This window comes from Pedococcus sp. P2_D9, from assembly GCF_056404275.1.
This window is the reverse complement of sequence record NZ_JBFUEI010000011.1, coordinates 101,308-125,424: the sequence shown is the minus strand read 5'-3', so window position 1 is coordinate 125,424 and position 24,117 is coordinate 101,308. Positions and strand designations below refer to the sequence as shown.

The 24,117-nt window shown below is 71.4% G+C and carries 20 protein-coding genes; 4 read left to right on the top strand and 16 right to left on the bottom strand.

Translation table 11 applies throughout. The features are described 5' to 3' along the window. Positions 1 to 60: 60 nt before the first annotated feature. Complete coding sequence (hisN, locus tag AC1DXJ_RS16465) at positions 61 to 852, top strand: histidinol-phosphatase (protein WP_477637499.1); 792 nt, start codon at positions 61 to 63, stop codon at positions 850 to 852. Between the two features lie 7 nt (positions 853 to 859). On the opposite strand, the gene AC1DXJ_RS16460 is transcribed toward hisN, so the two are convergent. The 14 genes from AC1DXJ_RS16460 to AC1DXJ_RS16395 all read right to left on the bottom strand — a co-directional run bounded on the left by AC1DXJ_RS16460 (position 860) and on the right by AC1DXJ_RS16395 (position 15,969). Continuing rightward, on the bottom strand, positions 860 to 2,248 hold the full coding sequence (locus tag AC1DXJ_RS16460) for a M16 family metallopeptidase (RefSeq protein ID WP_477615924.1): 1,389 nt from the start codon (positions 2,246 to 2,248) through the stop codon (positions 860 to 862). Next, positions 2,245 to 3,531, bottom strand: coding sequence for a M16 family metallopeptidase (locus tag AC1DXJ_RS16455; protein ID WP_477615923.1), 1,287 nt, complete (start codon positions 3,529 to 3,531; stop codon positions 2,245 to 2,247). The genes AC1DXJ_RS16460 and AC1DXJ_RS16455 overlap by 4 nt, the downstream gene beginning before the upstream one ends. Positions 3,532 to 3,621: 90 nt before the next feature. Continuing rightward, complete coding sequence (locus tag AC1DXJ_RS16450; RefSeq protein WP_477615922.1) at positions 3,622 to 5,043, bottom strand: NAD(P)/FAD-dependent oxidoreductase; 1,422 nt, start codon at positions 5,041 to 5,043, stop codon at positions 3,622 to 3,624. Positions 5,044 to 5,231: 188 nt separating this feature from the next. Then, positions 5,232 to 6,338, bottom strand: a complete 1,107-nt coding sequence (locus AC1DXJ_RS16445; protein WP_477615921.1) for a lytic murein transglycosylase — start codon at positions 6,336 to 6,338, stop codon at positions 5,232 to 5,234. Positions 6,339 to 6,476: 138 nt separating this feature from the next. Beyond that, positions 6,477 to 6,989: a methylated-DNA--[protein]-cysteine S-methyltransferase gene (locus AC1DXJ_RS16440; RefSeq protein WP_477615920.1), complete on the bottom strand. Its 513-nt coding sequence runs from the start codon at positions 6,987 to 6,989 to the stop codon at positions 6,477 to 6,479. A gap of 112 nt (positions 6,990 to 7,101) precedes the next feature. Beyond that, positions 7,102 to 7,524 (bottom strand): HIT family protein, encoded by a 423-nt coding sequence (locus AC1DXJ_RS16435; protein ID WP_477615919.1) that lies wholly within the window; start codon positions 7,522 to 7,524, stop codon positions 7,102 to 7,104. A 116-nt stretch (positions 7,525 to 7,640) separates the two neighbouring features. Next, positions 7,641 to 8,366 carry a hypothetical protein gene (locus AC1DXJ_RS16430; protein ID WP_477615918.1) on the bottom strand — a complete coding sequence of 242 codons (726 nt, stop codon included), beginning with the start codon at positions 8,364 to 8,366 and terminating at the stop codon, positions 7,641 to 7,643. After that, a complete protein-coding gene (locus AC1DXJ_RS16425) occupies positions 8,359 to 8,943 on the bottom strand; it encodes an RNA polymerase sigma factor (protein WP_477615917.1) in 585 nt (194 codons plus the stop codon). Before AC1DXJ_RS16425 ends, AC1DXJ_RS16430 begins: the two co-directional genes overlap by 8 nt. A 116-nt stretch (positions 8,944 to 9,059) precedes the next feature. Next, on the bottom strand, positions 9,060 to 9,860 hold the full coding sequence (locus AC1DXJ_RS16420) for a DUF1295 domain-containing protein (RefSeq protein ID WP_477637498.1): 801 nt from the start codon (positions 9,858 to 9,860) through the stop codon (positions 9,060 to 9,062). Further along, the gene (locus tag AC1DXJ_RS16415) at positions 9,857 to 11,170 is read right to left on the bottom strand and encodes a class I SAM-dependent methyltransferase (protein WP_477615915.1); all 1,314 of its coding nucleotides are present in this window, start codon (positions 11,168 to 11,170) and stop codon (positions 9,857 to 9,859) included. Before AC1DXJ_RS16415 ends, AC1DXJ_RS16420 begins: the two co-directional genes overlap by 4 nt. After that, entirely contained in the window at positions 11,167 to 12,504 is a 1,338-nt protein-coding gene (locus tag AC1DXJ_RS16410) for a class I SAM-dependent methyltransferase (protein WP_477615914.1), read from the bottom strand. Before AC1DXJ_RS16410 ends, AC1DXJ_RS16415 begins: the two co-directional genes overlap by 4 nt. After that, positions 12,501 to 13,232, bottom strand: coding sequence for a DUF1365 domain-containing protein (locus tag AC1DXJ_RS16405; RefSeq protein WP_477615913.1), 732 nt, complete (start codon positions 13,230 to 13,232; stop codon positions 12,501 to 12,503). The genes AC1DXJ_RS16410 and AC1DXJ_RS16405 overlap by 4 nt, the downstream gene beginning before the upstream one ends. After that, positions 13,229 to 14,686 carry an NAD(P)/FAD-dependent oxidoreductase gene (locus AC1DXJ_RS16400; protein ID WP_477637497.1) on the bottom strand — a complete coding sequence of 486 codons (1,458 nt, stop codon included), beginning with the start codon at positions 14,684 to 14,686 and terminating at the stop codon, positions 13,229 to 13,231. Before AC1DXJ_RS16400 ends, AC1DXJ_RS16405 begins: the two co-directional genes overlap by 4 nt. Before the next feature lie 65 nt (positions 14,687 to 14,751). Further along, on the bottom strand, positions 14,752 to 15,969 hold the full coding sequence (locus tag AC1DXJ_RS16395) for a heparan-alpha-glucosaminide N-acetyltransferase domain-containing protein (protein ID WP_477615911.1): 1,218 nt from the start codon (positions 15,967 to 15,969) through the stop codon (positions 14,752 to 14,754). Between the two features lie 123 nt (positions 15,970 to 16,092). Here AC1DXJ_RS16395 and AC1DXJ_RS16390 point away from each other — a divergent pair, with 123 nt between their 5' ends. Then, positions 16,093 to 17,142 (top strand): MerR family transcriptional regulator, encoded by a 1,050-nt coding sequence (locus tag AC1DXJ_RS16390; protein WP_477615910.1) that lies wholly within the window; start codon positions 16,093 to 16,095, stop codon positions 17,140 to 17,142. Between the two features lie 138 nt (positions 17,143 to 17,280). On the opposite strand, the gene AC1DXJ_RS16385 is transcribed toward AC1DXJ_RS16390, so the two are convergent. After that, on the bottom strand, positions 17,281 to 19,539 hold the full coding sequence (locus AC1DXJ_RS16385) for a DEAD/DEAH box helicase (RefSeq protein WP_477615909.1): 2,259 nt from the start codon (positions 19,537 to 19,539) through the stop codon (positions 17,281 to 17,283). A gap of 434 nt (positions 19,540 to 19,973) precedes the next feature. On the opposite strand from AC1DXJ_RS16385, the gene AC1DXJ_RS16380 reads away from it, so the two are divergent. Both AC1DXJ_RS16380 and AC1DXJ_RS16375 read left to right on the top strand, forming a co-directional pair. Then, on the top strand, positions 19,974 to 20,894 hold the full coding sequence (locus tag AC1DXJ_RS16380; protein ID WP_477615908.1) for a cation diffusion facilitator family transporter: 921 nt from the start codon (positions 19,974 to 19,976) through the stop codon (positions 20,892 to 20,894). Positions 20,895 to 21,219: 325 nt separating this feature from the next. Beyond that, positions 21,220 to 22,413, top strand: coding sequence for a nuclease-related domain-containing protein (locus AC1DXJ_RS16375; protein ID WP_477637496.1), 1,194 nt, complete (start codon positions 21,220 to 21,222; stop codon positions 22,411 to 22,413). A gap of 141 nt (positions 22,414 to 22,554) precedes the next feature. On the opposite strand, the gene AC1DXJ_RS16370 is transcribed toward AC1DXJ_RS16375, so the two are convergent. Beyond that, positions 22,555 to 24,090 (bottom strand): MFS transporter, encoded by a 1,536-nt coding sequence (locus AC1DXJ_RS16370; RefSeq protein WP_477615906.1) that lies wholly within the window; start codon positions 24,088 to 24,090, stop codon positions 22,555 to 22,557. Positions 24,091 to 24,117: the final 27 nt, after the last annotated feature.

The window sequence follows — 24,117 nt, the reverse complement described above, 5'->3', positions numbered from 1 at the left end:
GCCCCCGCCGGGCGACGTGGCATCCCGCGTCCCGACCAGCCGACGGGCTAGCGTGGGAAGGTGCCCTACGACGATGATCTGCGCCTAGCCCATGTCCTGGCGGACGCCGTCGAGCGGATCACCATGGCCCGGTTCCGCGCCCACGACCTCGTCGTGGAGTCCAAGCCAGACCTGTCCCTGGTGAGTGACGCCGACAAGGCTGCCGAGGAGATGGTGCGCATGCAGCTCAAGCGCACCCGCCCCCGTGACGCCGTAGAGGGCGAGGAGTTCGAGACCACCGGGCACGCCCCCCGTCGCTGGGTGATCGACCCGATCGACGGGACGCACAACTTCGTCCGCGGCGTACCCGCGTGGGCGACCCTGATCTCGCTGGTCGACAACGACATGCCGGTGCTCGGCCTCGTGGCCGCTCCGGCCCTCGGCCGGCGCTGGTGGGCAGCCAACGGGTCCGGCGCGTGGTCGGGCCGCAGCCTCTCCGCGGCCAAGCAGATCCACGTCTCTGCCGTCTCGAACCTGTCGGACGCGTCGTTCTCCTACTCCGACCTCAAGGGCTGGCGGCACCTCGACCGGCAGGAGGAGTTCCTCGAGCTGACCGATGCCTGCTGGCGGACTCGGGCGTTCGGCGACTTCTGGTCCTACATGCTCGTCGCGGAGGGCGCGGTGGACATCGCCGCCGAACCCGACCTCGCCGTCTACGACATGGCGGCGCTGGTCCCCATCGTCACGGAGGCCGGCGGCCGGTTCACGTCCCTGGCGGGCAAGGACGGACCGTGGGGCGGCAACGCCGTCGCCACCAACGGCCTGCTGCACGACGAGGTCCTGGCCCGACTGGGCACGGACGCCCGCGTCTGACCGTCGCTCAGGCGGGGACGACCGTCACGTCGCCGATCCCCAGCTCACGCACCCCGTCGGCATACGTGCTGGCATCGCCGACGATGACCACCGTCCACTCCCCCTGGACCCAGTCGCGGTAGGCCGCCGTCAGGCGCTCACCGTCGAGGTCGCGCATCGCGTCGAGCGTCTGGGTGGTGAAGTCGGTGGTGAGTCCGTCGAGGGCCATCGTCGCGGCTTCGTCGGCGACGGCATCGGCCGTGGCGAAGCGCCCCGGTGCGGTCTTGCTGATGAAGTCGACCCCGGCCTGCACCTCCTCGGGGCTGAACCCCTCGCGCCCTGAGGCAAGCAGGTCCAGAAGCAACCGCACCGACTCGACGGTCGCATCGGCCCGCACCGAGCCGGACGTGAGGAACAGCCCGCCGACGCGGCGCGGCCGGAACACCGAGCGGATGCCGTAGGTGTAGCCCTTCTCCTCGCGCAGGACCGCGTCGACGCGGGCGTTGGGCGACCCACCAACCATGAAACCGAGGACGGGGTATGCCGCCCAGCCGCCCGGGGCGCGACGGTCCGGGCCCGTCCACCCCACCAGCAGCTCGCTCTGGACCGAGCCAGGTCGGTCGACGAGCACGACGCGAGCTGCGTCGGCCGCGCGACGGGCCTCGGTCGGCCCCGGCGAGGGCACGTGGGTCGCGCTGACCCACGTGCCGAGCGTGGTCTCGGCCAGGTCGCGGACGTCGAGGCCCGACAGGTCGCCGGCGATGACGGCCGTCATCCCCGTGGGCCCGACGCGCTCGGCGTGGAAGTCCACGATGTCCTGGCGGGTCAACGCCGTGATGCTGGCCGTCGTCCCCGCCGTGGGCCGTGACGCCCTGTCCGCCTCGTCGAAGTGGGTGGCGATGAACTCCTGGGCTGCCCGTTGTGGCGCGAGGGCGCGTTCCTGCTCGATCTGGGCAAGCCGGGTCTTGCGGTGCCGGTCCACCTCGGGCTCGGGGAAGACCGGCTCTGCGAGGGCCTGCCGCAGCAGGTCCAGGGCGTCGCCGAGACGACGTTTGGGCACGTCCAGGTCGACTCCGAGGCCACCGTCGGTGACCGACGCACCGAGCGCAATTCCCTTGCGCTCCAACAACTCTGCGAACTCCTCGGGCGAATGCTCCGCCGTGCCCTCGTCGAGCAGCCGAGCCATGATGGTGGCCACGCCCTCGACCGGCCGCGGCTCGACCGACAGCGCGAGGGGCAGGACGGTGCGCACGGAGATGACGTACTGACCGGGGATGTCATAGCTCAGCAGCTCGATGCCGTTGGCCAGGACGTGCCGCTGCGGCGTGGCGAAACGCCACCGCTCCGGCGGGTGCACCTCCGGGCGTGGCGGGGTCCGGTCCTCGAGCCGGTCGGCAGTCCCACTCACCGAAGTCATGCCACCTCCTCCTCGTCGCGGACGGCGAGGTGACGCACCACGACGCGGCTCTCGGGCCGCAGCCACCTGGCTGCGGCGGCGCGCACGTCCTCGACGCCGACATCCCCGATCCGGTCGAGGAAGGTGTTGACGAACTGTCCGTCAGAGTGGAGCAGGACGTGCTGGCTGATCAGGTCGGCCCGCTCCTCCTGTCCGGCGAGGGCAGAGAGCCACGAGCGTTCTGACTGCGCCATCGCGGACTCCATCTCCACGTCGGTCGGACCCTCCGCCGCGAACCGCACCAGCTCCTCGACCACCGCAGCCTCCACGGCCTCGGGGTCCTGGCCGTCAGCGACGTCGATGACGAGGAAGCCCAGCGAGACGCCGTCGACGAACCCCATCGCGTGGGCCTGCACCGCGTTGGCGACCTGCTCACGCCTGACCAGCCGCTGCACCAGGCGCGAGGTGGACAGGCCTCCGAGGGCGTCGATGGCCAGTCCCGCCGCGAAGAACTCGTCGGTGTTGTCGACCGGGAGCCGGAAGGCGATGTGCATCCGGTCGTTCGGGACGTTGCCCGGCCGGTCGACCCGCACCGGCTCGCTGACCGGGGCCAGCGGGGCAACGGGGGGCCGGGCGGGCTCCGCGGACGCCGGGAGGTGGCCGAAGTAGCGCTCGGCTGCCGCGAAACCCTCGTCCGCAGTGAGGTCACCGACGAGGGTCAGCACGCTGTTGTTCGGCCCGTAATAACGACGGAAGAAGGCGTGCACGTCCTCGAGGCTTGCGGCGTCGAGGTCCTCCATCGACCCGATCGTGGGGTGGTGGTAGGGATGGCCGGGAGGGAACACCGCGGCATACACCTCGATCAGGGCCGTGCCGTAGGGCACGTTGTCGTAGCGCTGGCGCTTCTCCTCCTTGACGACGTCGCGCTGGTTGTCGAGGTTCTCCTGCGTGACGGCGTCGAGGAGGTGGCCGTGCCGGTCTGCCTCCATCCACAGGGCCAGCTCGAAGGCGCCCTTGGGGACGGTCTCGAAGTAGTTGGTGCGGTCGAACCACGTCGTCGCGTTGAGCCGACCGCCCTCGGCCATCAGCCGGGTGAAGTGCTCACCGCTGGCGATGTGCCGTGACCCCTGGAACATCAGGTGCTCGAAGAGGTGGGCGAAGCCGGTGCGTCCGCTGAGCTCGTGCCGCGATCCGACGTTCACCCAGATGTTGACGGTCACCGTGGGCACGGAGGCGTCCGGCGACACGACGACCCGCAGGCCGTTGGCCAGTGTCTTCTCGTGGATCGGATAGTCCAGCGGCATGGCGCAACCCTAGGCGAGAGGCCCGCGGAGCACGCGGAATCTCACGCACCGGTCACCCTGCGGACGGTGCGGGGTGCGCTGTCGAGCTCGTCAGAGGGTGCGGCTGCCCTCGTCGCGGGCCTGGGCCACCGACTGGGCGGGGGCCTTCTTGTCGGCCGGGACGCGCGGCAGGGACGGCGCGTAGCTCGAGCCGAGCTGCTCGATCGCCGTGCGGGCGAACACCTGCTGCTCGGTGACCGTGCGTTCCGAGCGACCTCGGCCGAGGAAGCTCACCGCCCAGTGCAGGAGCGTGGTGAGCCGGTGCTTGAACCCGATGATGTAGACGAGGTGGACCGCCAGCCACAACAGCCACGCGATGAACCCCGTGAACCGCAGGCTGCCGATCGAGGCGACCGCGCTGAACCGCGAGATCGTCGCCATCGAGCCCTTGTCGTGGTACTCGAAGGGGCCCCTCGGCTCCTTCGCGGCGAGGCGCCGCTTGATCTGGTCGGCGGCGTAGCGCGATCCCTGGATGGCCACCTGGGCGACGCCGGGGTAGCCCTTGAGCGAGGCCATGTCGCCGACGACGAACACCTCGGGGTGACCGGGCAGCGTGAGGTCGTCGTTGACGGCGATGCGCCCCGCGCGGTCGAGCTGCGCCCCGGACTGCTCGGCCAGCTGGGCACCGAGCTCGGAGGCCTGCACGCCGGCCGCCCACACCTTGCAGACCGACTCGATGCGGCGCTGGGTGCCGTCGGCGTCCTCGACGTCGATGCCGGTGGCGTCGACACCCGTCACCTTCGCGCCGAGCTGCACCTCGACCCCGATCTCGGCGAGCCGCTTGGCGGCCTTGGCGCCGAGCTGGTCGCCGAAAGCGCCGAGCACGGTCGGGGCGGCGTCGAGCAGCACGATGCGTGCCCGGCTGGTGTCGATGTTGCGGAAGTCCTTGCGCAGCGTGCGGCGCGACAGCTCCGCGATCTGGCCGGCCATCTCGACCCCGGTGGGTCCGGCTCCGACCACGACGAACGTCATCAGTCGCTCGATCTCCTTGGGCGTGCTCGCGAGCTCGGCCCACTCGAAGGAACCGAAGATGCGGCCGCGCAGCTCGAGGGCGTCGTCGATCGACTTCATGCCGGGGGCGAACTGGGCGAAGTGGTCGTTGCCGAAGTAGGACTGACCGGCGCCGGCCGCGACGAGGAGCGTGTCGTAGGGCGTCACCGTGTCGCGGTCGAGGACGCGCGAGGTGACCGTCTTGGCGGCCAGGTCGATGCTCGTGACGTTGCCGAGCAGGACGCGCGCATTGCGTTGCCGGGCAAGGACTTCGCGGGTCGCCGGCGCGATCTCGCCCTCGGACAGGATGCCCGTCGCGACCTGGTAGAGCAGCGGCTGGAAGAGGTGGTGGGTGGTCTTCGCGATCAGCGTGATGTCGACGTCGGCGCGCTTCAGCGCCTGGGTGCCGAAGAGTCCGCCGAAGCCGGAGCCGACCACGACGACGCGGTGGCGGTGCGTTGCGGGTACCTGCTGCGAGGTCATGCCAACACTCTCCTGTGAAAGACGAAGGACGGCCACCCCGTGGGTGTGCCGTCCTCGCTGACGCGTGCTCTACGGATATCCAGGCTGCTGTGAGTCAAGCAACCTCCTACGTCAACCACCCTAGCCGCGTCGGTATGCCGCCTCGGCGCACCTGAGCACGGAGTGCGACGCGCATCACGCTGCCCGTCTCACGGAGTGGTGGCTGTCGGCTCCGGGACGGGATCGGGAGTGGTCGTCGACGGGGAGGGCGCCGGCGTCGGGTCCGGAGAGGGCGTGGCGGGGGGCGTAGGCGTGGGGGCATCGGTCGCCGGAGTCGTGGGGGTGCCCGTCGGTGTCGCCGTGGCGGCCGAGCCGGTGGCGGCGCCGGATCCGGTCGACGGCGTCCTCGCGGCGGTCGTCGTCGGCGCGCTCTTGGGCGGGCTGGGATCCGGGGTCTGGACGGTCATGGCGCTGGCCCGTCCCCCCGACCCCACCCGGAACGCCACGGTGACCAGCGCGGCCAGACCGTGGCGCTGGAAGTAGGAAACCCACTCCAGCACGGCCGAGTGGTAGGCGCCCGACTGGTTGTAGGACAGCACGGCGCTGCGCAGGTCGCCGGGGCGAGCGAGGTTGCGGCCGCCCTGGCACAGGTATCCGGCCGTGGCGGACGCCGCGTCGAAGACGTTCTGCGGGTCACGTCGGCCGTCGCCGTCCCCGTCGCGGCCGGCCCAGCTCCACGAGCCGGGCAGGAACTGCAGGGGACCCACCGCCCGGTCGTAGTCGGAGGCACCGTCGACGGCACCTCCGTCGCTGTCGTGGATCACCGCGAAAGGGCCGCCGTCGAGCAGCGGGCCGTAGATCGCGGGCGTGACCCGATGGTCGGCTGTCACCGAGCGGCCGCCGATCGAGCCGGACTCGACCTGCCCGATGGCGGCCAGGTGGGCCGCCTGCAGGTGGCACGCGCGTGGCGCACGAGCCACCGCCTTGCGGTATGCCGCGGCGAGCACGGCTTGGGGGGTCCCCGCGGGCGGCGAGCTCCCCACGGTCCCCTTGCTGGGCGGTCGCTTCGGCTTCGCCATCGCGGGGCTCGGGGCCACGGACAGGGCGGTCCTGGCACCGAACCGGGCCACTGCCTCGCTCGGGGCGAGGTCGTCGGAGGAGAACAGCGCGGGGACCGTCTCGAGGAGGAGGGCTTGTCGCAGGTTCGGGCGCGAGGACGCCTGCGCCGGATCAGCCGAGGCAAGGGGCGCGGAGGCGCTGAGCACCGCCATCGCCGCCACGGCTACCGCCGCCGGGCCCGCGTGATGCCTCCGCATGGGCCGCCTCCTTCCGTCCGGCATCGTCCCTGCTCAGGACGGGTCCATGGGGGCATTTCGGGCCGATGCCAGACGAACGGACGATCACCAAACGGGCACAAACCCCACTGGGCTCAACCTCGCGAGGGCCATCGACCCTCAGAAGAGGCGATCGGCCTCGTCCGCGGGAGGTTCCTCCAGGGCGAGCAGGAAGCGCTTGCGCTCGAGGCCCCCGGCGTAGCCCACCAGGCTGCCGTCAGCGCCGATGACCCGGTGGCACGGGACGATGATGCCGAGGGGGTTGCGACCGTTGGCCCACCCGACTCGCTGGCTCAGGTTGACGTCTCCGAGCGTCCGCGCGAGGTCGCCGTAGCTGCGGGTCTGGCCATAGGGGATCTCGCGCAGGAGAGCCCAGACCTGCTGCTGGAAGGCGTCCCCCTTGGGCGCCAGCGGCAGCGTGAACTCGGTGCGCCGTCGCGCGAAGTACTCGGCGAGCTGGGTCTCGGCCTCCCCCAGCACCGGGTCGGCCGAACCGTCCTCAGCGGGCACGCCCAGGACCTCGTCGGCCGGGTCGCGGGCGGGCAGCGCCATGAAGCACCCGACGAGGGCACCGTCCTCGGCCACGAGGGTCAGCTCGCCGATGGGCGAGGGCGTCACGGTGTGGCTGCGCACGCTGCCGATCCTGCCAGCCCCGGCTGACAGGCGACCCCGCCCCGCGCCCGACCCTGAAGGATCGTGGGGGTCCTGGCCCGGCAGATCCTTCAGACTCGCGGGTGTAGGCGGGTCAGGTGGGCGGGGGCGGGAGGGCGGCAGCCAGCCGCGCGGCATACTCCTGGGCCTCGGTGTCCGAGGCGTACTTGGTGCGCGGCCAGAAGAAGCCGCGCAGTCCGTCGCCCTTGGTGCGCGGCACCACGTGTACGTGCAGGTGCGGGACCGACTGCGACACCACGTTGTTGACCGCGACGAAGGACCCCTGCGCTCCCAGGCCGCCCACGACGGCTCCTGACAGCCGCTGAGCCGCTCCCATCAGCACCGGAAGCAACTCCGCGGGCAGGTCGACGAGCGTGTCGACGTGGATCTTGGGGACGAGCAGGACGTGTCCCTTGAAGACCGGCCTGGTGTCGAGGAAGCCCAGCGTGAACGGTTCGTCGAGCACCACGGTCGCAGGCAGGGCGCCGTCGATGATCCGGCAGAACAGACATTCCACGGGCGGACTCTAGCCCGGCAGTCCTGCGAACGCGGGATGGTGGCTGCCCCGCGGAGTGCGGGGCAGCCACCGGGTCAGGTGTGCTCAGTGGGGGTGCGACTCACCGTTCCTGCGAGTCAGTGGCCGTGCGAGCCGCCGCCACGCTCCGAGGAGGGAGCCTGAGCGCCGTCGCCCTGGTCGTCCCCGCCCTGCTGGTCCTCACCCTGACCGTCGTCGTTCTCGTCAGCGTCGTCGCCACTGGTCGGGTGGGCCTTCGGGGTGTGCTCGGCGTGGTGGTCGACCTCGCCACCCCCGCGGACGTCGGCGTGCTCGTCGTCGCTGCCGACACCGTCATGGTGGTTGGCCGAGGCGATCGGGTTGGCCGTGTGCGTCGAGGCGCCCTCGTCGCCCGCGTCAGTGGTCTCGGACTCCTCGGACTCATCCGTGGCCGTCTCGGTCTCGGTGGAGTCGGTCTCGGTCTCGGTCTCGGTCGACGACGTCGTCGTGGTGGTGTCGCTCGGGTCGTCCTGCTGCACCTGCGCCGGCTCACGGTCCTGGCCGCCACCGGTAGCGGCCACGGCGGCGCCACCGAGGGCTGCGAGGGCGAGGGCGGCGCCGACGGCCACGGCGACGCGGCCGGCACGGCGAATGGGAAGTCGGACAACGGTCACGAGTTCACTCCTTGAGTGGGGGGTGGCGCCCGGGCCCTGACCGGCGGGGTCGTCGAAGAACGCCAGCAGCTCGGGGCTGGGCTCCACCGGCCCGTGGGACGCCATGGCGCGCAGCGACTCGACGGCGGAGGCCGCCGGGTCGCTCGCGGGCAGGTGCAGTCCGCTGGGGCTGGTGTCTTCAGGCTCAGGCATGTCGGGGGTTCAATCGCGCGAGGGCGTCCCAGGGATACGGCTCTGGCGAAAGCTTTCGCCGCAGACGTGACAGCGCCCGGTGCTGCAGCGACTTCACGGCGCCGAGGTCCTTGCCGAGGACGGCCGCGGTGTCCTCGAGGCTGAGATCGGCCACGACCCGGAGCGTGAGCACGGCTCGCTGGTCCGGAGTGAGGGTGTCCAGCACCTCGACCACCCGCTCCTGCGCGATCAGGGCCAGCGCCGCGCTCTCGGCAGACGGCACTGCGGGGTCTGCTCCCGCCTCGTCCAGGGGCAGCCACGACCCACGGCGCGCCCGCTGCCGGTGCCAGTCCACCTGCCTGCGGTGGGCGACGGTGAAGACCAGGGCGCGGAAGGCTGCGCCCCCGCCCGAGAATCGACCCACCTGCCGGAACACGGCGAGGAAGACCTCGCTCGTGACGTCCTCGGCGTCGGGGACGCCGTGCGAACGGAGGTAGGCGGCCACGCGGGGGGAGAGCTCTTGCCACAGCTGCCCGAAGGCGGCACGGTCACCAGCCCTCGCCGCGGCGACGGTGGCGTCCATGTGGGCTTCGTCCACTGGCCTCCACCTCCGCTCGACCCGGTTCCGTGGCTACTTGCTCGCCAACCGAGGACAGTAGCCGCTCGGATCCGGGTTTGCGCGCGTTTGGCCCCGAGTGGTCCTGTCTGACGTCGTCAGCGTCGGGATGGGCGTCGGGGTGGGCGCGGCAGGAAGTAGCTGGTGCGTTGCTGGTACTCGGCGTAGCCGGGCCGTTCGGCCATGTGCTGCTCGAGGAGCCGGGCCCCGGTCGCGAAGACGAGGAAGTAGGTCATCGCCACGGGAGACAGCGCGGTGAGGACGCCCGGCCAGGCGCTGGCCGTGACCAGCCAGATCCCCCACCAGACGCACGAGTCACCGAAGTAGTTGGGGTGCCGGGTCCAGGACCAGAGGCCGCGGTCCATGACCTTCCCCTTGTTGGCAGGGTCGGCCTTGAAGTCCTTCAGCTGCTTGTCCCCCAGCGACTCGAAGGTGACTCCCACGAACCAGACCAGGAGTCCCAGGACCGCCACGGGGACCACGCCCCGGCCACTGGCCGCGCTGACCTGGATGGGGAGCGAGACGAACCACACCGCGAGCCCCTGGATTGCATACACCTTGCGGATGGCCACCCACGTGGGGTTGCCCTTCTCCTGCGCCAGCATCTGCGCGTAGCGCGGGTCCTCGCCCTTGCCGCTGTTGCGCCGGTGCATGTGCCACGCCAGCCGCAGGCCCCAGACGGACACCACGAGGAGCAGGGCCAGGCGACGCCAACCAGCGCCGTCACCGACGACGGCCGCAACGGCGGCCACGACGACGAAGCCCAGCCCCCACGTCGTGTCGACGACGCTGACCCGGCCCTGTCGGTGGCCCTCGACCGCGGTCACCGCCATGAGCAGCACCACGGCGAGCAGCGAAAAGGCCGTCACCACAAGGAAGTTCGAGGTCTCGGACATCATGACCACTGCGCCGGACGCACCGGCTCCAGCTGGGACTCTCCGTGGTCGGGCCGCACCGCGAGGATCTGGTCGACACCCATCCGGCCGTCGCGGAAGGCCATCGCCCCACCGACGAGGTAGAGCCGCCAGACGCGGGCCACCTCCTCGCCGACGAGGGCGACGACCTGGTCGAAGTTGTCCTCGAAGGTGCGGTGCCACGCGGCCACCGTGCGAACGTAGTGCTCGCGCAGGGCATGCACGTCGCGCACCTCAAGACCCGAACCCTCAATGAGGTCAACGGTTTCGCCCACCGGACGCATGTGCATGTCGGGGGCGATGAAGGACTCGATGAAGGGGCCTCCACCGGGATGGCGCCCACGGCGGGACATCTGCTGCACGAGGACGCGCCCACCGGGACGGACGCGGTCGTGCAGCACCGCGGCATACGTCGCGTAGTTGCGTTGCCCCACGTGCTCGCCCATCTCCAGGGACACGACGGCGTCGAAGCCTTCGTCCTGCACCTCGCGGTAGTCCTGGAGCCGGATCTCCACCCGGTCCTGCAGCTCCCGCTCGGCGATCCGCGCGTCGATGAACTTCTTCTGCTCGGCCGCGATGGTCACCCCGGTGACCTGCGCGCCGAAGTGCTCCGCGGCATACAGGCTCATCGAGCCCCAGCCACAGCCGACGTCGAGCAGGGTCGACCCGGGGCGCAGACCGAGCTTGTGCCCGACGAGCTCGAACTTGTCGCGCTGCGCGTCCTCGACGGTGTAGTCGGCTGCGGTGGAACGCCAGTAGCCACACGAGTAGGCCAGGTGCGGGTCGAGGATGAGGCTGTAGAAGTCGTTGGAGAGGTCGTAGTGGTGGTGGATCGCCTGACGGTCGCGTCCGACGCTGTGCAGCCGTCCCTTCAGCACCGCCTGGCTGGCGGGTGCCGGCAGCGGAAGCCCGAGCGCGCCAGCTCCCCGGGCGACCTTGAGCACGGCGGCGATGGCCGCGGGCGTGGGACGTATGCCGCTGAGCCGGCGCTGCTGCGCCACGGACCACACGTGCGTGAGGGCTGCGTCGAGGTCGCCCTCGACGTCGAGCTCACCGGTGACGTAGGCCTGGGCCGCTCCGAGTTCACCGGGGTGGCGCAGCAGGCGGCGCAGGGCGCGCGGTGAGCGGAGGGTCACGTGCGGCGCGTCGGCGGGGCCGGCCTCGCTCCCGTCCCATGCCGTGAGGCGCACGGGCAGGTCGCCGCCGACGAACGGTGCCAACGCCGTGGCGAGCTCGGCGGCGACGCCGGATGCCTTGCTGACAGTGGGGTTCTCGACCCGGTAGACGGTCGTCATCGGTCGCCCTCGCGCTCCAGCACCAGCTGCTGGACGTCGAGGTATCCCGAGCGGAAGCCCGCCCGCGAGTACTCGAGGTAGAAGTGCCACATGCGGTCGAACACCTCGTCGAAACCCAGCTGGCGCACCCGGTCGAGCGACGCTAGGAAGCGCTCGTCCCACAGCCGCAGCGTCTCGGCGTAGTGCTGCCCGAAGGACAACCGTTCGCTGACGTGGAGTGAGGTGTGCTCGCGGTTGACGTCGACGATCGCCTCGGTCGAAGGCAGGAAGCCGCCGGGGAAGATGTACTTGTTGATCCACGTGTAGGTGTACTTCGTGGCCATCATCCGGTCGTGCGGCATGGTGATCGCCTGGACGGCGACCTTGCCGCCGGGGGCCAGCACGCTGTCGATCTTGCGGAAGTACTCCCCCCAGTACTGGTGCCCGACCGCCTCGATCATCTCGACCGACACGACGGCGTCGAACTCACCCTCGACGAGGCGGTAGTCCAGCAGCTCCACCGACACGGCGTCGCTGAAGCCGGCTGCTGCGATGCGCTCCCGCGCCAGCGCCTGCTGCTCACTCGAGAGCGTCACCGACACAACGGTGGCACCCCGGGCCGCAGCCCTGATCGCGAGCTCACCCCAGCCCGTGCCGATCTCCAGCACGCGGGTCCCTTCCGCGACCCCGGCGGAGTCGAGCATGCGGTCGACCTTCTGCCGCTGGGCGTCAGCGAGCTGGTCCCAGGTGGGCGCCAGGGCTGGGGTGCTGGTGGTGACCCGCTCCCCCGCGACCGGGCGGCCGGACTGCTCGTCACCGGCGAAGAGGGCCGAGGAGTAGCTCAGCGTGGCGTCGAGGAAGGTGGCGAACATGTCGTTGGACAGGTCGTAGTGCCGGGCGATGTTGGTGCGCGTGTTCTGCGTCGTGTTCCGCTCGGTGTGCGGGGCCCGGGCGACGTAGAAGGCGCGGAGCTTCTGCAGGGGCTCGGGGATCAGGGTGCCCATCTGGGCGGCGAACACCTCGAGCAGACCGCCCAGGTCGTCGGCGTGCCAGTCGCCGGCCATGTAGGACTCGCCGAAGCCGATGAGGCCCCCCGCCCCGAGCGCTGCGAAGAACGCGTCCGGGCGGTCGAGGACCATCAGGGGTGCCTGCGGGTCGGTGGCGGCCCCGCCCACGATCGCCTCGCGACCGAGCTGGATGCGGACCGGCAGTCGCCGGGCCGCGGACAGGAAGATGCGGCGGGCGACGGCGCCCTCGACGGCTTGGCGCACCTTGGCGCGCCGGGCGGTCAGGTCGGGCCAGCGGCTGGCGTCGATGGCAGGCCGGGTGGACAGGCCTGCGGTGGCGGTGGTCACTGGACTGCCTCCTGGTGGTGGGAAGGGCGTGGCTGCACCGGCAGGCGGCGCAACCACAGGCGGATGCCGTGCCAGCGGATTCGCGCTGCGACGGCAAGGGGTTCGAGTGGTTGGGTCAGGGCGAGCCTCACGACCGTGCTCGTCCGCACGGGCAGCGCCCGTCCGCGCAAGCCGGCCACGAACGGGTCCTGGTCGGGACGGTCGAGGACGACGCGCACGTGGACCTTGTCGCGGGGCATCGGGATGGTCAGCCGATAGCTTCCGGACACGTCGTTGAACGGGCTGACGTAGAGCGCCTTGTCGACCTCGGCGTGACCGTTCTCATCGGCGTTCACGAGGTAGGCGTGCCGGTCGCCGTAGGTGTTGTGGACCTCGACGACGTTGCAGGCGAGCCTGCCGTCCGCCGTGTGGCACCAGTAGACGCTGATCGGGTTGAACACCGTGCCGAGGACGCGGGGCATCGTCAGCATGAGGATCTGACCACCGCCGAGGTCCACGCCCTGGGTGGCGAGGAAGGTGTCGAGGTTCTCGCGCAGGCTGCGCTCCGGCGCGCCGAGGTGGTCACGCGACTCGAAGCTGGCGAGCCCGCCGAGCATGCCCAGGCGCGGCAGGTCGTCCAGGTCGACCAGCCAGGTGTGGCTGCGGTTCGTGAACCGGTGCCGGACCGGCGAGGTGCGCGTGTGGATGATCGAGGTCGCGTAGATGCGCGTCGAGGGCGAGGCCTTCATCGAGCACCCACGTCCTCGAGGTCGGCGACCTCGACGGCGATCTCGCTGTCGACGGCGTCACTGGCGGCGTCAGCGGCGGCGTCAGCGGCGGCGTCAGCGGCGGCGTCAGCGGCGGCGTCAGCGGCGGCGTCAGCGGCGGCGTCAGCGGCGGCGTCAGCGGCGGCGTCAGCGGCGGCGTCACCGGCGGGCCAGAGGACTCCAAGGGCCGCGGCAGCGGCAACGCCCGAACGCGCGCCGTCCTCGTGGAAACCCCAGCCGTGGTAGGCGCCGGCGAAGGCGACCCGACTGGTGTTGATCTCGGGCAGCCGGCGCTGTGCTGCAACGGATTCCGGCGTGTAGAGCGGGTGTTCGTAGTGCATGGTGTCGATGACCAGGCCCTGGTCCACGCAGTCCACGCCGTTCAGGGTGACGAGGAAGCGGCGGTCCGGCACGTCGAGCCGTTGCAGGCGGCTGAGGTCGTAGGTGACCAGCACGCCGGTCCCCTCCGCCCCGGCTCGACGCCAGTAGTTCCACGACGCGCGCGCCCCGGTGGACCTGGGCAGCACCGACTCGTCCGTGTGCAGCTGGGCGACGTTGGTCGAGTAGCGGATCGCGCCCAGGACGTCGCGTTGTCCCTGCGACGGCTCGGCCAGCATGGCCAGCGCCTGGTGCGGGTGGGCGGCGATCACCACGGAGTGGAAGGTCTCGCTGAGGCCTTGGGCGTCCGTCACGACGACCCCGTCAGGAGTCTCGACGACGGAGCGCACCGGGGTCGAGAGCCGGATGTCGGCGATCCCGGCGGCCAGCGCCTCGACGTAGCGCTGGGAACCGCCGGTCACGGTGCGCCACGTCGGCGAGCCGAAGACGGTGAGCATCCCGTGGTGGTCGAGGAACTCGAAGAGGTAGCGGGCCGGGTACTCCAGCGAGTCCGACGGGTCGCACGACCAGACCGCTGCCACGACCGGCTCGAGGAAGTGGCGGGTGAAGTAGGCGCTGAAGCCACAGCGCGCGGCAAAGGAACCGAGGGTCTCGTCGCGTCCCGCGTCGGTGGCTTCGCGGGCAAGCACGCTCCGCGCCTCGCGGTGGAACTTCTTCACCTCCGTGAGCATGCGCAGGTAGGCCACATCGGTCAGGTTGCGCACCCGCGGGAACAGGCCTCGGGCGGCCCGCGCCCCGGCATACTCCAGGCCTGTCTCGTCGTCGCGCACGGACATGCTCATGTCCGACTCCTGCGTCGCGATGTCGAGCTCCGCGAACAGGCGCAGCAGGGTGGGATACGTCCGGTCGTTGTGCACGATGAAGCCGGTGTCGACGCCGATCGTCCGGCCGTCCACCTGCACCTCGTGGGTGTCGGCGTGGCCGCCGAGGCGGGCGTCGGCTTCGTACAGCGTCACCGGGCCGCGCGTGCTGAGCACGTGCGCAGCGGCGAGTCCGGCGATCCCGCTGCCGATGACGGCGCGGCGTGGTGCAGGCATGGTGGTCCATCCGTTCTGGGTGACGGGTCGACAGTGATTCGGCGCGCCCGACCCGGTGGATTGGGTCACCGCCGCGGTCGCCGGTATGCCGCGGGGCTGGGTTCGCGGTCCGGCTCGCCGAACGGCGCCGCCGCGGCGCGGGAGAGGTGGGACACCACGGTCTCGAGCGGGCCCCGCAGGGGGATCAGGGCCAGGACCGCTCCGATGCCCAGGACGATGAGCACCTGGTCGTCGTAGCTGTCGGGCGTCTCGAGGTCGGGCCACCAGCCGCGTCCCATCAGGAGCACGTGGAGGGTGTAGAGGCTCAGGGTCATGGCGCCCGCGCCGAAGGCCGCCGCCCACACCCGGGGCTGGACCCTCGTCACGAGCAGACACAGCCCGAGCACGGCCATCGCGCTCCCGATGGTCTGCGCGAGGTCGAGGGGCGTGCCGGAGTGCGGCGCCACGGTGGCGAGCCACCACCACGACCCCGTGGGCGTCGTGCCGTGCAGGCCATGGGTGAGGACAGCGTGCAGGGCGGCCGGGTCCGAGCCGACCGACGCGTCGGGATAGGTCGATGCGAGCGCGGCTGCGGCGTCCGGACGGGCCAGAAGCGCCCTGGAGACCACGGTCGCCGCCACCGCCAGCACCACCCCGACTGCGAGGAGCCACAGGCCTACTCCCTTGCGTCGCAAGTCGACTCGGCCCATCGCCATCCCGGCGAAGAGGTAGGCGAGCCACACGACGGCCGGGTAGTAGCCGACGAGGAGGAGCTCGTTGAGCAGCAGGTGGGGTGACGTCAGGGCCGTCGGCGTGGGGCTGCCGACGACGTGTTCCGGCAGGTGCGGCCGCACCACGAGGGAGGCAGCGGGCGCCACGAGGGCCCACATGACGGCGAGCGCGGCCAGGGCGGGGGCCCGCAGGCCGAGGAACGGAAGGCCGAGCAGGAACAGCACGGCGTAGAACGCCAGAATCACCGCGATGCCCGAGGGCACGAGTCCCAGCAGGAGGCCCAGCGCGCCGATGAAGAGGGCACGGACGACGAGGCGGATGGACGCGGCATACCGAGCACGTCCTCGCACCGGACTCGTGCGCCCGCTGACCAACGCCACGCTGACCCCGGCGAGGACGGCGAAAAGGGCCGACGCACGTCCTCCCGCCAGCTGTTGTGGCCAGGGGACGTGGGTGCCCTCGATGCCGGGGAGCATGTGGGTCGCCATCATCCCGAGGAGCGCGAGCGCCCGTGCCACGTCGACGCCGACGATCCGGCCCGGCGCCACCTGCGGCAGGACCGGCTCGCTCATGGCGACATCCTGTCACCGGGACGGCGACGATCGGCGGTTGTTGTCCATGGTTTGCACAACGATTTCGCCCTGCTCGGGGCCGATCCGGGACGCCGCCCACCCGCGGTGTGGGACGCTGCCAGCGTGTACACGATTGGGCACGCAGCTCGCCTGACCGGCGTACCGTCCGCCACCTTGCGCGCCTGGGAGCGGCGCTACGGCCTGGTCACACCGGTCCGCACCGAGGGTGGCTACCGCCTGTATGACGAGCGTGGGCTGCAGCTGCTCCGGGCGATGTCCGCCCTGGTCGCCGCCGGCTGGTCGCCGCGCCAGGCGGCTGAGCACCTGCGCTCCGACGGCAACGACTCCCCCGACGACGAGCAGCACCAACCGTGGGAGGCGTACCTCACCGACACCGACCAGGTCGGCCCCGACGGGGCCGAGAGCGCGCCGGGTTCCAGGGGCGCCAAGGCGTCCAAGGGCTCGAAGGGTTCCAAGGCGTACGACGCGGGCGGGGACCACGAGGGCGCGGGACCGGCCCCGGACCCGGACGCACCGGTGACGCGTGGAGCCTGGGATGTCACCGCGCTCGCCCGCGGGGCCGCCGAGATGGACCCAGCAGCCGTGGGCGAGGCTGTCGACCGGGCGTTCGCGGCGGGAACCCTCGAACAGGTCGTGGACACCTGGCTGATGCCCGCCCTCCAGATGCTCGGGGACCAGTGGAAGGCCGGGCGCGTGGACGTCGCCGGGGAGCACGTCGTGAGCGCCACCCTGCACCGCAAGCTGGGAGCCGCGATGGAGGCCACTCCCCCGGCGTCGGGCGGCCCACGCGTCGCCGTCGGCCTGGCCCGCGGGTCACACCACGAGCTCGGCATCCTTGCCTTCTCCGTCCTCCTGCGCCGCGCGGGGATCGAGGTCGTCTACCTCGGCGCCGACCTGCCCGCGCAGCACTGGGTGGCCGTCGTCAAGCACCACGACCCCAGCGCCGTCGTCATCGGGGTCCCGACCGCCACGGACGTCCTGGCCGTGCGGGAGACCGTGGCGGCTCTCCACGCCGCTCGGCCGCGCCTCAGCGTGCACGTGGGCGGAGGCGCCCAGTTCGAGGTGGGTCAGGGCACCATCGCCCTGGGCCACGCCGTGACGGCGGCGGCCCACGGCCTGGCAGAGGGGCTGCGCACCGCCGACGCCGGCTGACACCACCCGGCATACCTCTGCATCTGTGGGAAGTGAAACGTCCTGCCGTCAGGTCCGGTCGGGATGACCGCGTCGGTCAGGGGCGGCCAGGTCACGCAGGACCGTTGGCCCGCCCAGGGTTTCGTCGACCGGACGCGGTCACTGAGTGGCCGACATCTCGCTCGTTGAGAACAGGTCAATGGTCGGAACCGGCGCCGCGGCCTCGTGCGCGAGCGCCGTGGTCAGGAGGTCGCCGTCGGGCCCTTGCTCCGTGACTTCGTCAAGCCCTGCGTCGACCTCGAGCTCGGCGGCCAAGGCGTCGGTGAGCAGCGCCACGAGAGCCTCGAGCTGCACGTCCGCCGAGGAGCCGACCTCCTCGTCGGAGCCGTCGAGGGCGCGCGCCGCGAGCCCCGCCTTGCTGTCGATCAGCTGCGCGATCTTGGCGTCGATCGTCTGGGCGGCGATGATCCGCCAGGCGGTGACCGGCTCGTCCTGACCGATGCGGTGGACCCGGTCGATGGCCTGGGTCTGCTCGGCGGCGGTCCACGACAGCTCGGCCAGCACCACGTTGGAGGCGACCTGCAGGTTGAGTCCCACCCCGGCGGCCGTGAGGGAGCAGACGACGATGGCGACGTCGGGATCGTTGACGAAGGCGTCGATGTTGGCCTTGCGCACCTTGGGGGTCTGGTCGCCGCGGATCGAGGAGTACCTGACCCCTCGCCGGGCGAACGTCTCCTCGGCGACGTCCATGACGTCGATGTGCTTGGCGAAGAAGACGACCTTGCCGACGCTCCGGGCGAGCTGTCCCGCGTAGTCGGCGGCGAGCCCGGCCTTGGCCTGACCGATCCGGCGCATCACGGTGAACACGTTGTCGCCGGACTTGGCCTTGCTGCCCTCCTCTCGCTCCCAGGTCGCCACCCGGCGCACGAGGTCGTGGTCGATGCCTTCGACGACGACTCCGGACGTGCGGGCTTCGAGTGCGGCGCGGTAGCGCTTGACGAGGCGACGCGCGAGCTCCTGCTCCGCGGCCCGGATGGACCGTCCGGCATCGTCGTCGAGCTCGACCGGCAGGTCAGCCACGCGGCGGGCGGGGATGTCCGCGGCCACGTCGACCTTGCGACGACGGACGATGCCGAGGTCGATGACGCTGGTGCGAGCGGCGGCGTAGAAGCCGGAGTCGGCCGGGGTCAGACCGGTCTCCTCGAGGGCGGCCATCAGCGCGTGCCGCGGCTTCTTCTCCTCGATCCAGCCGAGGAACTGCCAGATGGCCTTGAAGTCCTCGATGTCATTGATGAGGGGGGTGCCGGTGAGGGCCATGAGCAACGGGTTGGGGGTGCGGGTGCGGATCCGCTCCGCGAGCTGCAGGACGTGCTGGGAGCGCTGCGAGGTCTTGTTCTTGATGAAGTGCGCCTCGTCGACGACCATCCCCCGGAACCCGAGGTCGCCGAGCCATCCGACGTGGCGGTCGAGGACCTCGTAGTTGACCACGACGATGTCGGCGAAACCGTCGATGTTGTCACCGTTGCCGTGGATCACGGTGGCGGGGTGGCCCGGGGTCCAGAGCTCGGCCTCGTGGGCCCAGTTGGCCTTGACCACGTTGGGCACGACGACCAGCAGCGGGTATGCGTTCGCGGCCTGGGCGGCCAGCAGCGCCTGCGCCGTCTTGCCCAGGCCGGGTTCGTCGGCGAGCAGGAAGCTGCGGTGCCCGGCTGCCGCAGCCGCGACGACCTGGCCCTGGTGGTGCATGAGCTGGAGCTCACCGGCCCCACGCAGGACGCTGACCGGCTCCGGCAGGGACATGCAGGACGAGTCCCCGCCGTACTCGAAGGCCCTGAAGAGCGGACCGAGGAGCTCCCAGCTGGCCAGTCGACCCGTCGTGGGCTTGCGAGGCGCGACGGCGCTGAAGTCGGGAGCGAGGAACGGATTGGCGAGCTGGCGGGCGACGACCGACTGCGGCACCGCGCGACGCTCGGCTGGGGCAGCCGTGCCCGCAGCTGCCTCCGGCTCGACCTCTTCAGGCTCCGGCTCCAGGCCGGCGGCCCGCACCATGTCACGCCGCAGCTCCGCTGCCGTCTGGCTGACGACGGCGTCCTCGGCGAGCAGGGCGAGCAAGGAGGTGTCCCTCGCTGCGGTCTTGGCCAGGATCGTCGCGACACCGTCGAGCCGCTTCAGCTGGGCCTCACGCTCGGCCGTGGTAGCGGTGGGGTCGGCCTTGACCCGGGCGCGCTCCTCACGCACCAGGAGGCCGATGACCTGGAACTTCACCCGTCCGGCGGGCTTGACGCGGCCTCGCTGTGCGTCGGCCTCGACCTCTCGCACGGCGCGCGCCAGCACGGGGATGATCCCCTCGTTGTCGAGGGGGCGACCGCGTCGCTGGGTGCGCTGGGCGCCTGACTGGCGCTGGCCTCGCTGAGCCAAGAACTCCTCCTCAGGATGCCCGCGACGAGCGGGCCGAGCGGAACGACATGTGCAGCGCAGTCGCGCGGCCGGGGCGGTGTGGGACGCCGAACCGAGCGGACCCGGAGGACCGCCTGCTCCGCGGTATGCGGTGCTGGAACAGATCGGCGCGCCGACCCCGACGGCTCGCCCACGCATGCAACCGACGACCACGGATCGAGGTCCGCCAGGCTTCGAGCTCAGTAGTTGCCAGAGCTGCGGTGTTGCCAGAGTTGCGGTACGGCCGGGAGCCGGAACAGGTCGATAGTACCTCCCGGTGCGGGCGCGCGGCGAACGCCGTGCCGTCGACAGGGCATACCGTCCAGCACCGGGCCCGGCTCGCGCGCGGTGACGTACGATCGGGACATGCGCTGCGTGAGCGAGCCCACCGCAGCCTCCGGCGCTGACGTGACGTCGTGAGCGGCCACTCGCACGGTCCCGGGCACGGTCCCCCGCACGGTCACCCGGGCGCGGCCCACCGCTGGCGGCTGCGCACCGCGTTCGTCCTCGTGGCCGGCTTCTTCGTCGTCGAGCTGGTCACCGGGCTCGTCTCCGGGTCCTTGGCGCTGCTCAGCGATGCCGGTCACATGGCTGCCGATGTCGTCGCGCTGGGAGCGGCGCTCGTCGCGACGCGGATCGCGGCACGACCCGACACCACCGGTCGACGGACGTTCGGGTCCTACCGTGCCGAGGTCTTCGCCTCCGGGCTGGCGGTCCTGCTGATGCTCGGTGTCTCCGCCTACATCGGCCTCGAGGCGATCCGGCGGGTCGGCGGGGGGGTCGAGATCTCGTCGGCGCCGCTGCTCGTCGTCGGATCGGTCGGACTGGTCGTCAACCTGGTCTGCCTGACGCTGCTGCGCGGCGGCGCCGCGGAGTCCTTGAACGTCAAGGGCGCCTACCTCGAGGTGGTGGCCGACGCGCTTGGTTCGGTGGGCGTCATCGCCGCCGGCGTCCTGGTCGCCGCGACGGGGAGCGCGTGGTGGGACACCGGGATCGCGCTGGCCATCGCGTCCTTCGTGGCCGTCCGAGCGGTCATGCTGGGCCGTGAGGTCATGGTGGTCCTCGGGCAGCACGCCCCGGCGGGCATGGACGCCGACACCGTTGCCGCGGCCCTCGCCGGCGTCCCCGGGGTGCGCGACGTCCACGACCTGCACGTCTGGACCCTGACCTCGGGCATGAACGTCGCGACCGCCCACCTGGTCACCGCGGAACACGCCGACTCGCACGGGGTGCTGGACCAGGCCATGCAGGTGATGCGAAGCCAGTTCGGTGTCGAGCACGCCACCCTTCAGGTGGAGCCGGACACGCACACCGGGTGCAAGGAAGTCACCTGGTAGCGGTGGGGCCTGAGGGACGGAAGAGACAATGAGCCCTTGGCGCCGGGCCATTGTACGGCCAGGCTTGGCGCAGCGCGAGGGAAATGGGCAAGTCCTTACCTGATTAGTCCAAACGTATACGAGTGCCGTACCCAAATCTGCCCAGATCGAACGCAAACACACGCGTGGTGATGCTGTCGGGTGTCACATTGGCAACCTCGAACCCAAGGGGGTAGGCGCCATGGTGCCTGAGATTGTCAGATTGGAACGCGCCGGAGTGTGCGGCTGTGGGGAGCTCGTCGCTGCGGGCGAGCGGGCAGGGTATGTCCCGCCGCAGGAGCGAGTCGTGTGCCTGACCTGCCTGGCGAACGAGCCAGCCGGGCGCGAACACCGTGACGCCCCACGGGCGAGCTCCGCCGTGCTGCCTGCGAGCTGGACCGCGGACGAGCTGGTCATCGCGGCGACGCTGGAGGCCCTCCGCGGCGGGTCGGCACCCACGCGGCGCTCCTCGGCGCCCGACATCCTCCACGTGCCGACCGAGTGGTCGTCGACCCCGCTCTCCCGGCCGGCTCCCCTCGAGGGGACGGACGCGGCGCCGCCCGAGCAGCTGATCGTCCTGCCGCGGCGCAAGCCCCGGGTCGAGGCCGCGCCGGATGCCGACCTCGCCGGCCCCGCAGTCGCGGCACCCGCGGCGTTCCTCGCGCGGCCACGCCCGTCGGCTCCGCCAGCGGCCCCGCCTGCCACCCCGCCTGCAGCCTCGCCGGTTGCCTCGCCGGTTGCCCCCTCGGCCGCTCCGGCTGTCATCCCGGCCGCCCCGGCTGTCACCCCGCCTGTCAGTCCGGCCGTCACCTCAGCCGCCGCCCCGTCGGTCGCCGAGAAGATCGCGGAGACGCAGACGCGCCGGTCACGGCACGAGGCTGCCGCGGCGCAGGACCTGAGCATGCCGGCCGCGGCGCCCCGCCGGCGGGCAGGTCTGTTCAGCCGCCTGATGACGGTGCGAACCTTCCGGACCCAGCAGGCCCAGCCACGGGTCAGCAAGTCGCACGCGGCAGTGCGCACCCTCCTGGAGGCCGCTGACACCAAGGGCGTGGTGTCTCTGCACAACCGGCGGGTGCCCGGTCGCCGTGGCCCCATCGAGCACATCGCGGTCGGCGCCAGCGGTGTCTACGTCATCGACGCGCTGCACTTCAAGAACGCCTCCATCGAGGTGCGTCCGGCGGCCGAGTCCGACGCCGACACCGACGACCTCGTGGTCGGAGGTCGGGTCATGACCGCAGCCGTCAGGGCGGTGGCTCAGCGCGTCGAGGTGCTGCGACTGATCCTGCTGGCCGCGGGAATCGACGATGTGCCGGTGACCGGAGCCCTGTGCTTCGTCGACGGCCTGCTGCCCCTGGCGGTGGCCGACCTCGAGGTCGGCGGGATGCACGTGCTGCGGCCCAGCGGCCTGACAGCCCTGGTGGCCGGGCCGGGCCAGTACGACGAGCGAGACCGCGAGACGCTGCGCCACTTCCTGGCAGAGCGGCTGCCCGCGGTGGCGTGAGGCCTGCAGGTGGTGGCATGACTCCCGCAGGGAGGAAGTCATGCCATCAGGGCACTGCCCAGCCACGCGGCATACCTGCACCACGTGGCACAGGAGAAGGCCCGGACCAGTGGTCCGGGCCTTCTCTCACAGCACGACGGCTCAGTGGTGCATGTGCATTCCTGCGCCGCCCTCGACGCGGGTGGCGGGCATCCTCAGGTAGGCGAAGGCGGCGAGCACCATGGCGATGCCTGCGGCTGCGAGGAACCCGCGACCGAACCCGTTCACGACGCCGGCCGCGCTGGCCAGGCTGCCGGCCGTGCTGGCGACGGCGGACAGGACGGCAACGCCCAGGGCGGCACCGACCTCGTGTCCGGTCATGAGGAACCCGGACGCCAGACCGGCGTGCTGGGAGGGGATGCCAGCCATCGCCGTCACGGACACTGGGGCGAAGACCATGCCGACGCCCAGGCCGATGATGGCCAGGCCGGGCAGGACGCCGGTGGCGAAGGCGGAACCGGCTGACGCCTGCGCGAGCAGGACCGCACCACCAGCCACGACGACGAGACCGATGGCCGCGATGGCACGCGGAGTGCCGTGAGCCATGGCGTGCCTTGCCACGACGGTGCCAAGAGTGATGGCCAGGGCGAACGGGACGAACGCGACGCCTGCCCGGATGGCGGAGTAGCCCATCACGGTCTGGACGAAGATGGAGGCCAGGAATACGGTCCCGACCAGGATGCCGGTGACGCCGAGCATGACCGTGGTGCCGGACACGAGCGACGTCACCTTCCACGTGTGCGGCGGGACGAGCGGGTTCGCGGCCTTGTTCTCCCGGACCTTGAACGCGACCGCGAGGACCGCCGAGACGGCGAACGCGACGAGTACCCGGGCGGAGAGCCAGCCGTGCTGTTCGGTGGCGCCGAGCCCGTAGATGAGGGCGGCGAGGCTGCCGATGACGGTGACGGCACCCGCGACGTCGAACTGCTTGAGGGTGACCCGCGAGGTCGTGGCGGCGGGGATGACCTTGAGGCCGATCAGAAGTGCGGCGGCGCCAATGGGGGCGTTGATGAAGAAGATGGTCTGCCAGCCGGCCCAGGTGGTGAGGGCACCGCCGAGCAGGACTCCGGCGGCGACGCCGAGCGACCCCACGGCACCCCACAGCGTGAGTCCGAGGCGGCGCTGCGCGCCGGAGTACGTGGTCATGATGATGGACAGCGCGGCCGGGGTCATCAGGGCAGCGGACAGCCCTTGGCCGGCGCGCGCGGCGATGAGCTCGGTTGCGCTGCCGGCGAATCCGCTGACGATGGACGCGATGGTGAAGATGGTCAGTCCCGTCAGGAACACCCACTTGCGCGACAGCAGGTCCGCGATGCGGCCACCGAACAGCAGCCCGCCACCGGACATCATCAGGTACGCGGTGACGACCCACTGCATGTCGGACCCGTCCAGGTGCAGGTCGCGTCCGATGGACGGTAGGGCGGTGTTGACTACGGAGATGTCGAGGACGACGAGAATCTGGGCGGCGAGGGCCAGGGCCAGGACGACCCAGGACTTGCGCGGGCCGTCGTCCGGGTCCCCGTGTTGGGCGGGGGTGGGTGCGTGCTCGTGGTGGGTGGTGCTGGGGGTATGCGGTGTGGGTGCGGTGGGCGTGGGAGTGTGGACCGCGAGCGGTTCGGCGGCGGGCTTGGCGTGCATGACAACTCCTTGGGCGGTGTCGGTGAA

Excerpts from the sequence above, each read along its gene's own strand:
- AC1DXJ_RS16460 (WP_477615924.1), bottom strand. The coding sequence starts at position 2,248 with ATGACTTCGGTGAGTGGGACTGCCGACCGGCTCGAGGACCGGACCCCG.
- AC1DXJ_RS16455 (WP_477615923.1), bottom strand. The coding sequence starts at position 3,531 with ATGCCGCTGGACTATCCGATCCACGAGAAGACACTGGCCAACGGCCTG.
- AC1DXJ_RS16450 (WP_477615922.1), bottom strand. The coding sequence starts at position 5,043 with ATGACCTCGCAGCAGGTACCCGCAACGCACCGCCACCGCGTCGTCGTG.
- AC1DXJ_RS16445 (WP_477615921.1), bottom strand. The coding sequence starts at position 6,338 with ATGCGGAGGCATCACGCGGGCCCGGCGGCGGTAGCCGTGGCGGCGATG.
- AC1DXJ_RS16430 (WP_477615918.1), bottom strand. The coding sequence starts at position 8,366 with ATGCCTGAGCCTGAAGACACCAGCCCCAGCGGACTGCACCTGCCCGCG.
- AC1DXJ_RS16420 (WP_477637498.1), bottom strand. The coding sequence starts at position 9,860 with ATGATGTCCGAGACCTCGAACTTCCTTGTGGTGACGGCCTTTTCGCTG.
- AC1DXJ_RS16415 (WP_477615915.1), bottom strand. The coding sequence starts at position 11,170 with ATGACGACCGTCTACCGGGTCGAGAACCCCACTGTCAGCAAGGCATCC.
- AC1DXJ_RS16405 (WP_477615913.1), bottom strand. The coding sequence starts at position 13,232 with ATGAAGGCCTCGCCCTCGACGCGCATCTACGCGACCTCGATCATCCAC.
- AC1DXJ_RS16400 (WP_477637497.1), bottom strand. The coding sequence starts at position 14,686 with ATGCCTGCACCACGCCGCGCCGTCATCGGCAGCGGGATCGCCGGACTC.
- AC1DXJ_RS16395 (WP_477615911.1), bottom strand. The coding sequence starts at position 15,969 with ATGAGCGAGCCGGTCCTGCCGCAGGTGGCGCCGGGCCGGATCGTCGGC.
- AC1DXJ_RS16370 (WP_477615906.1), bottom strand. The coding sequence starts at position 24,090 with ATGCACGCCAAGCCCGCCGCCGAACCGCTCGCGGTCCACACTCCCACG.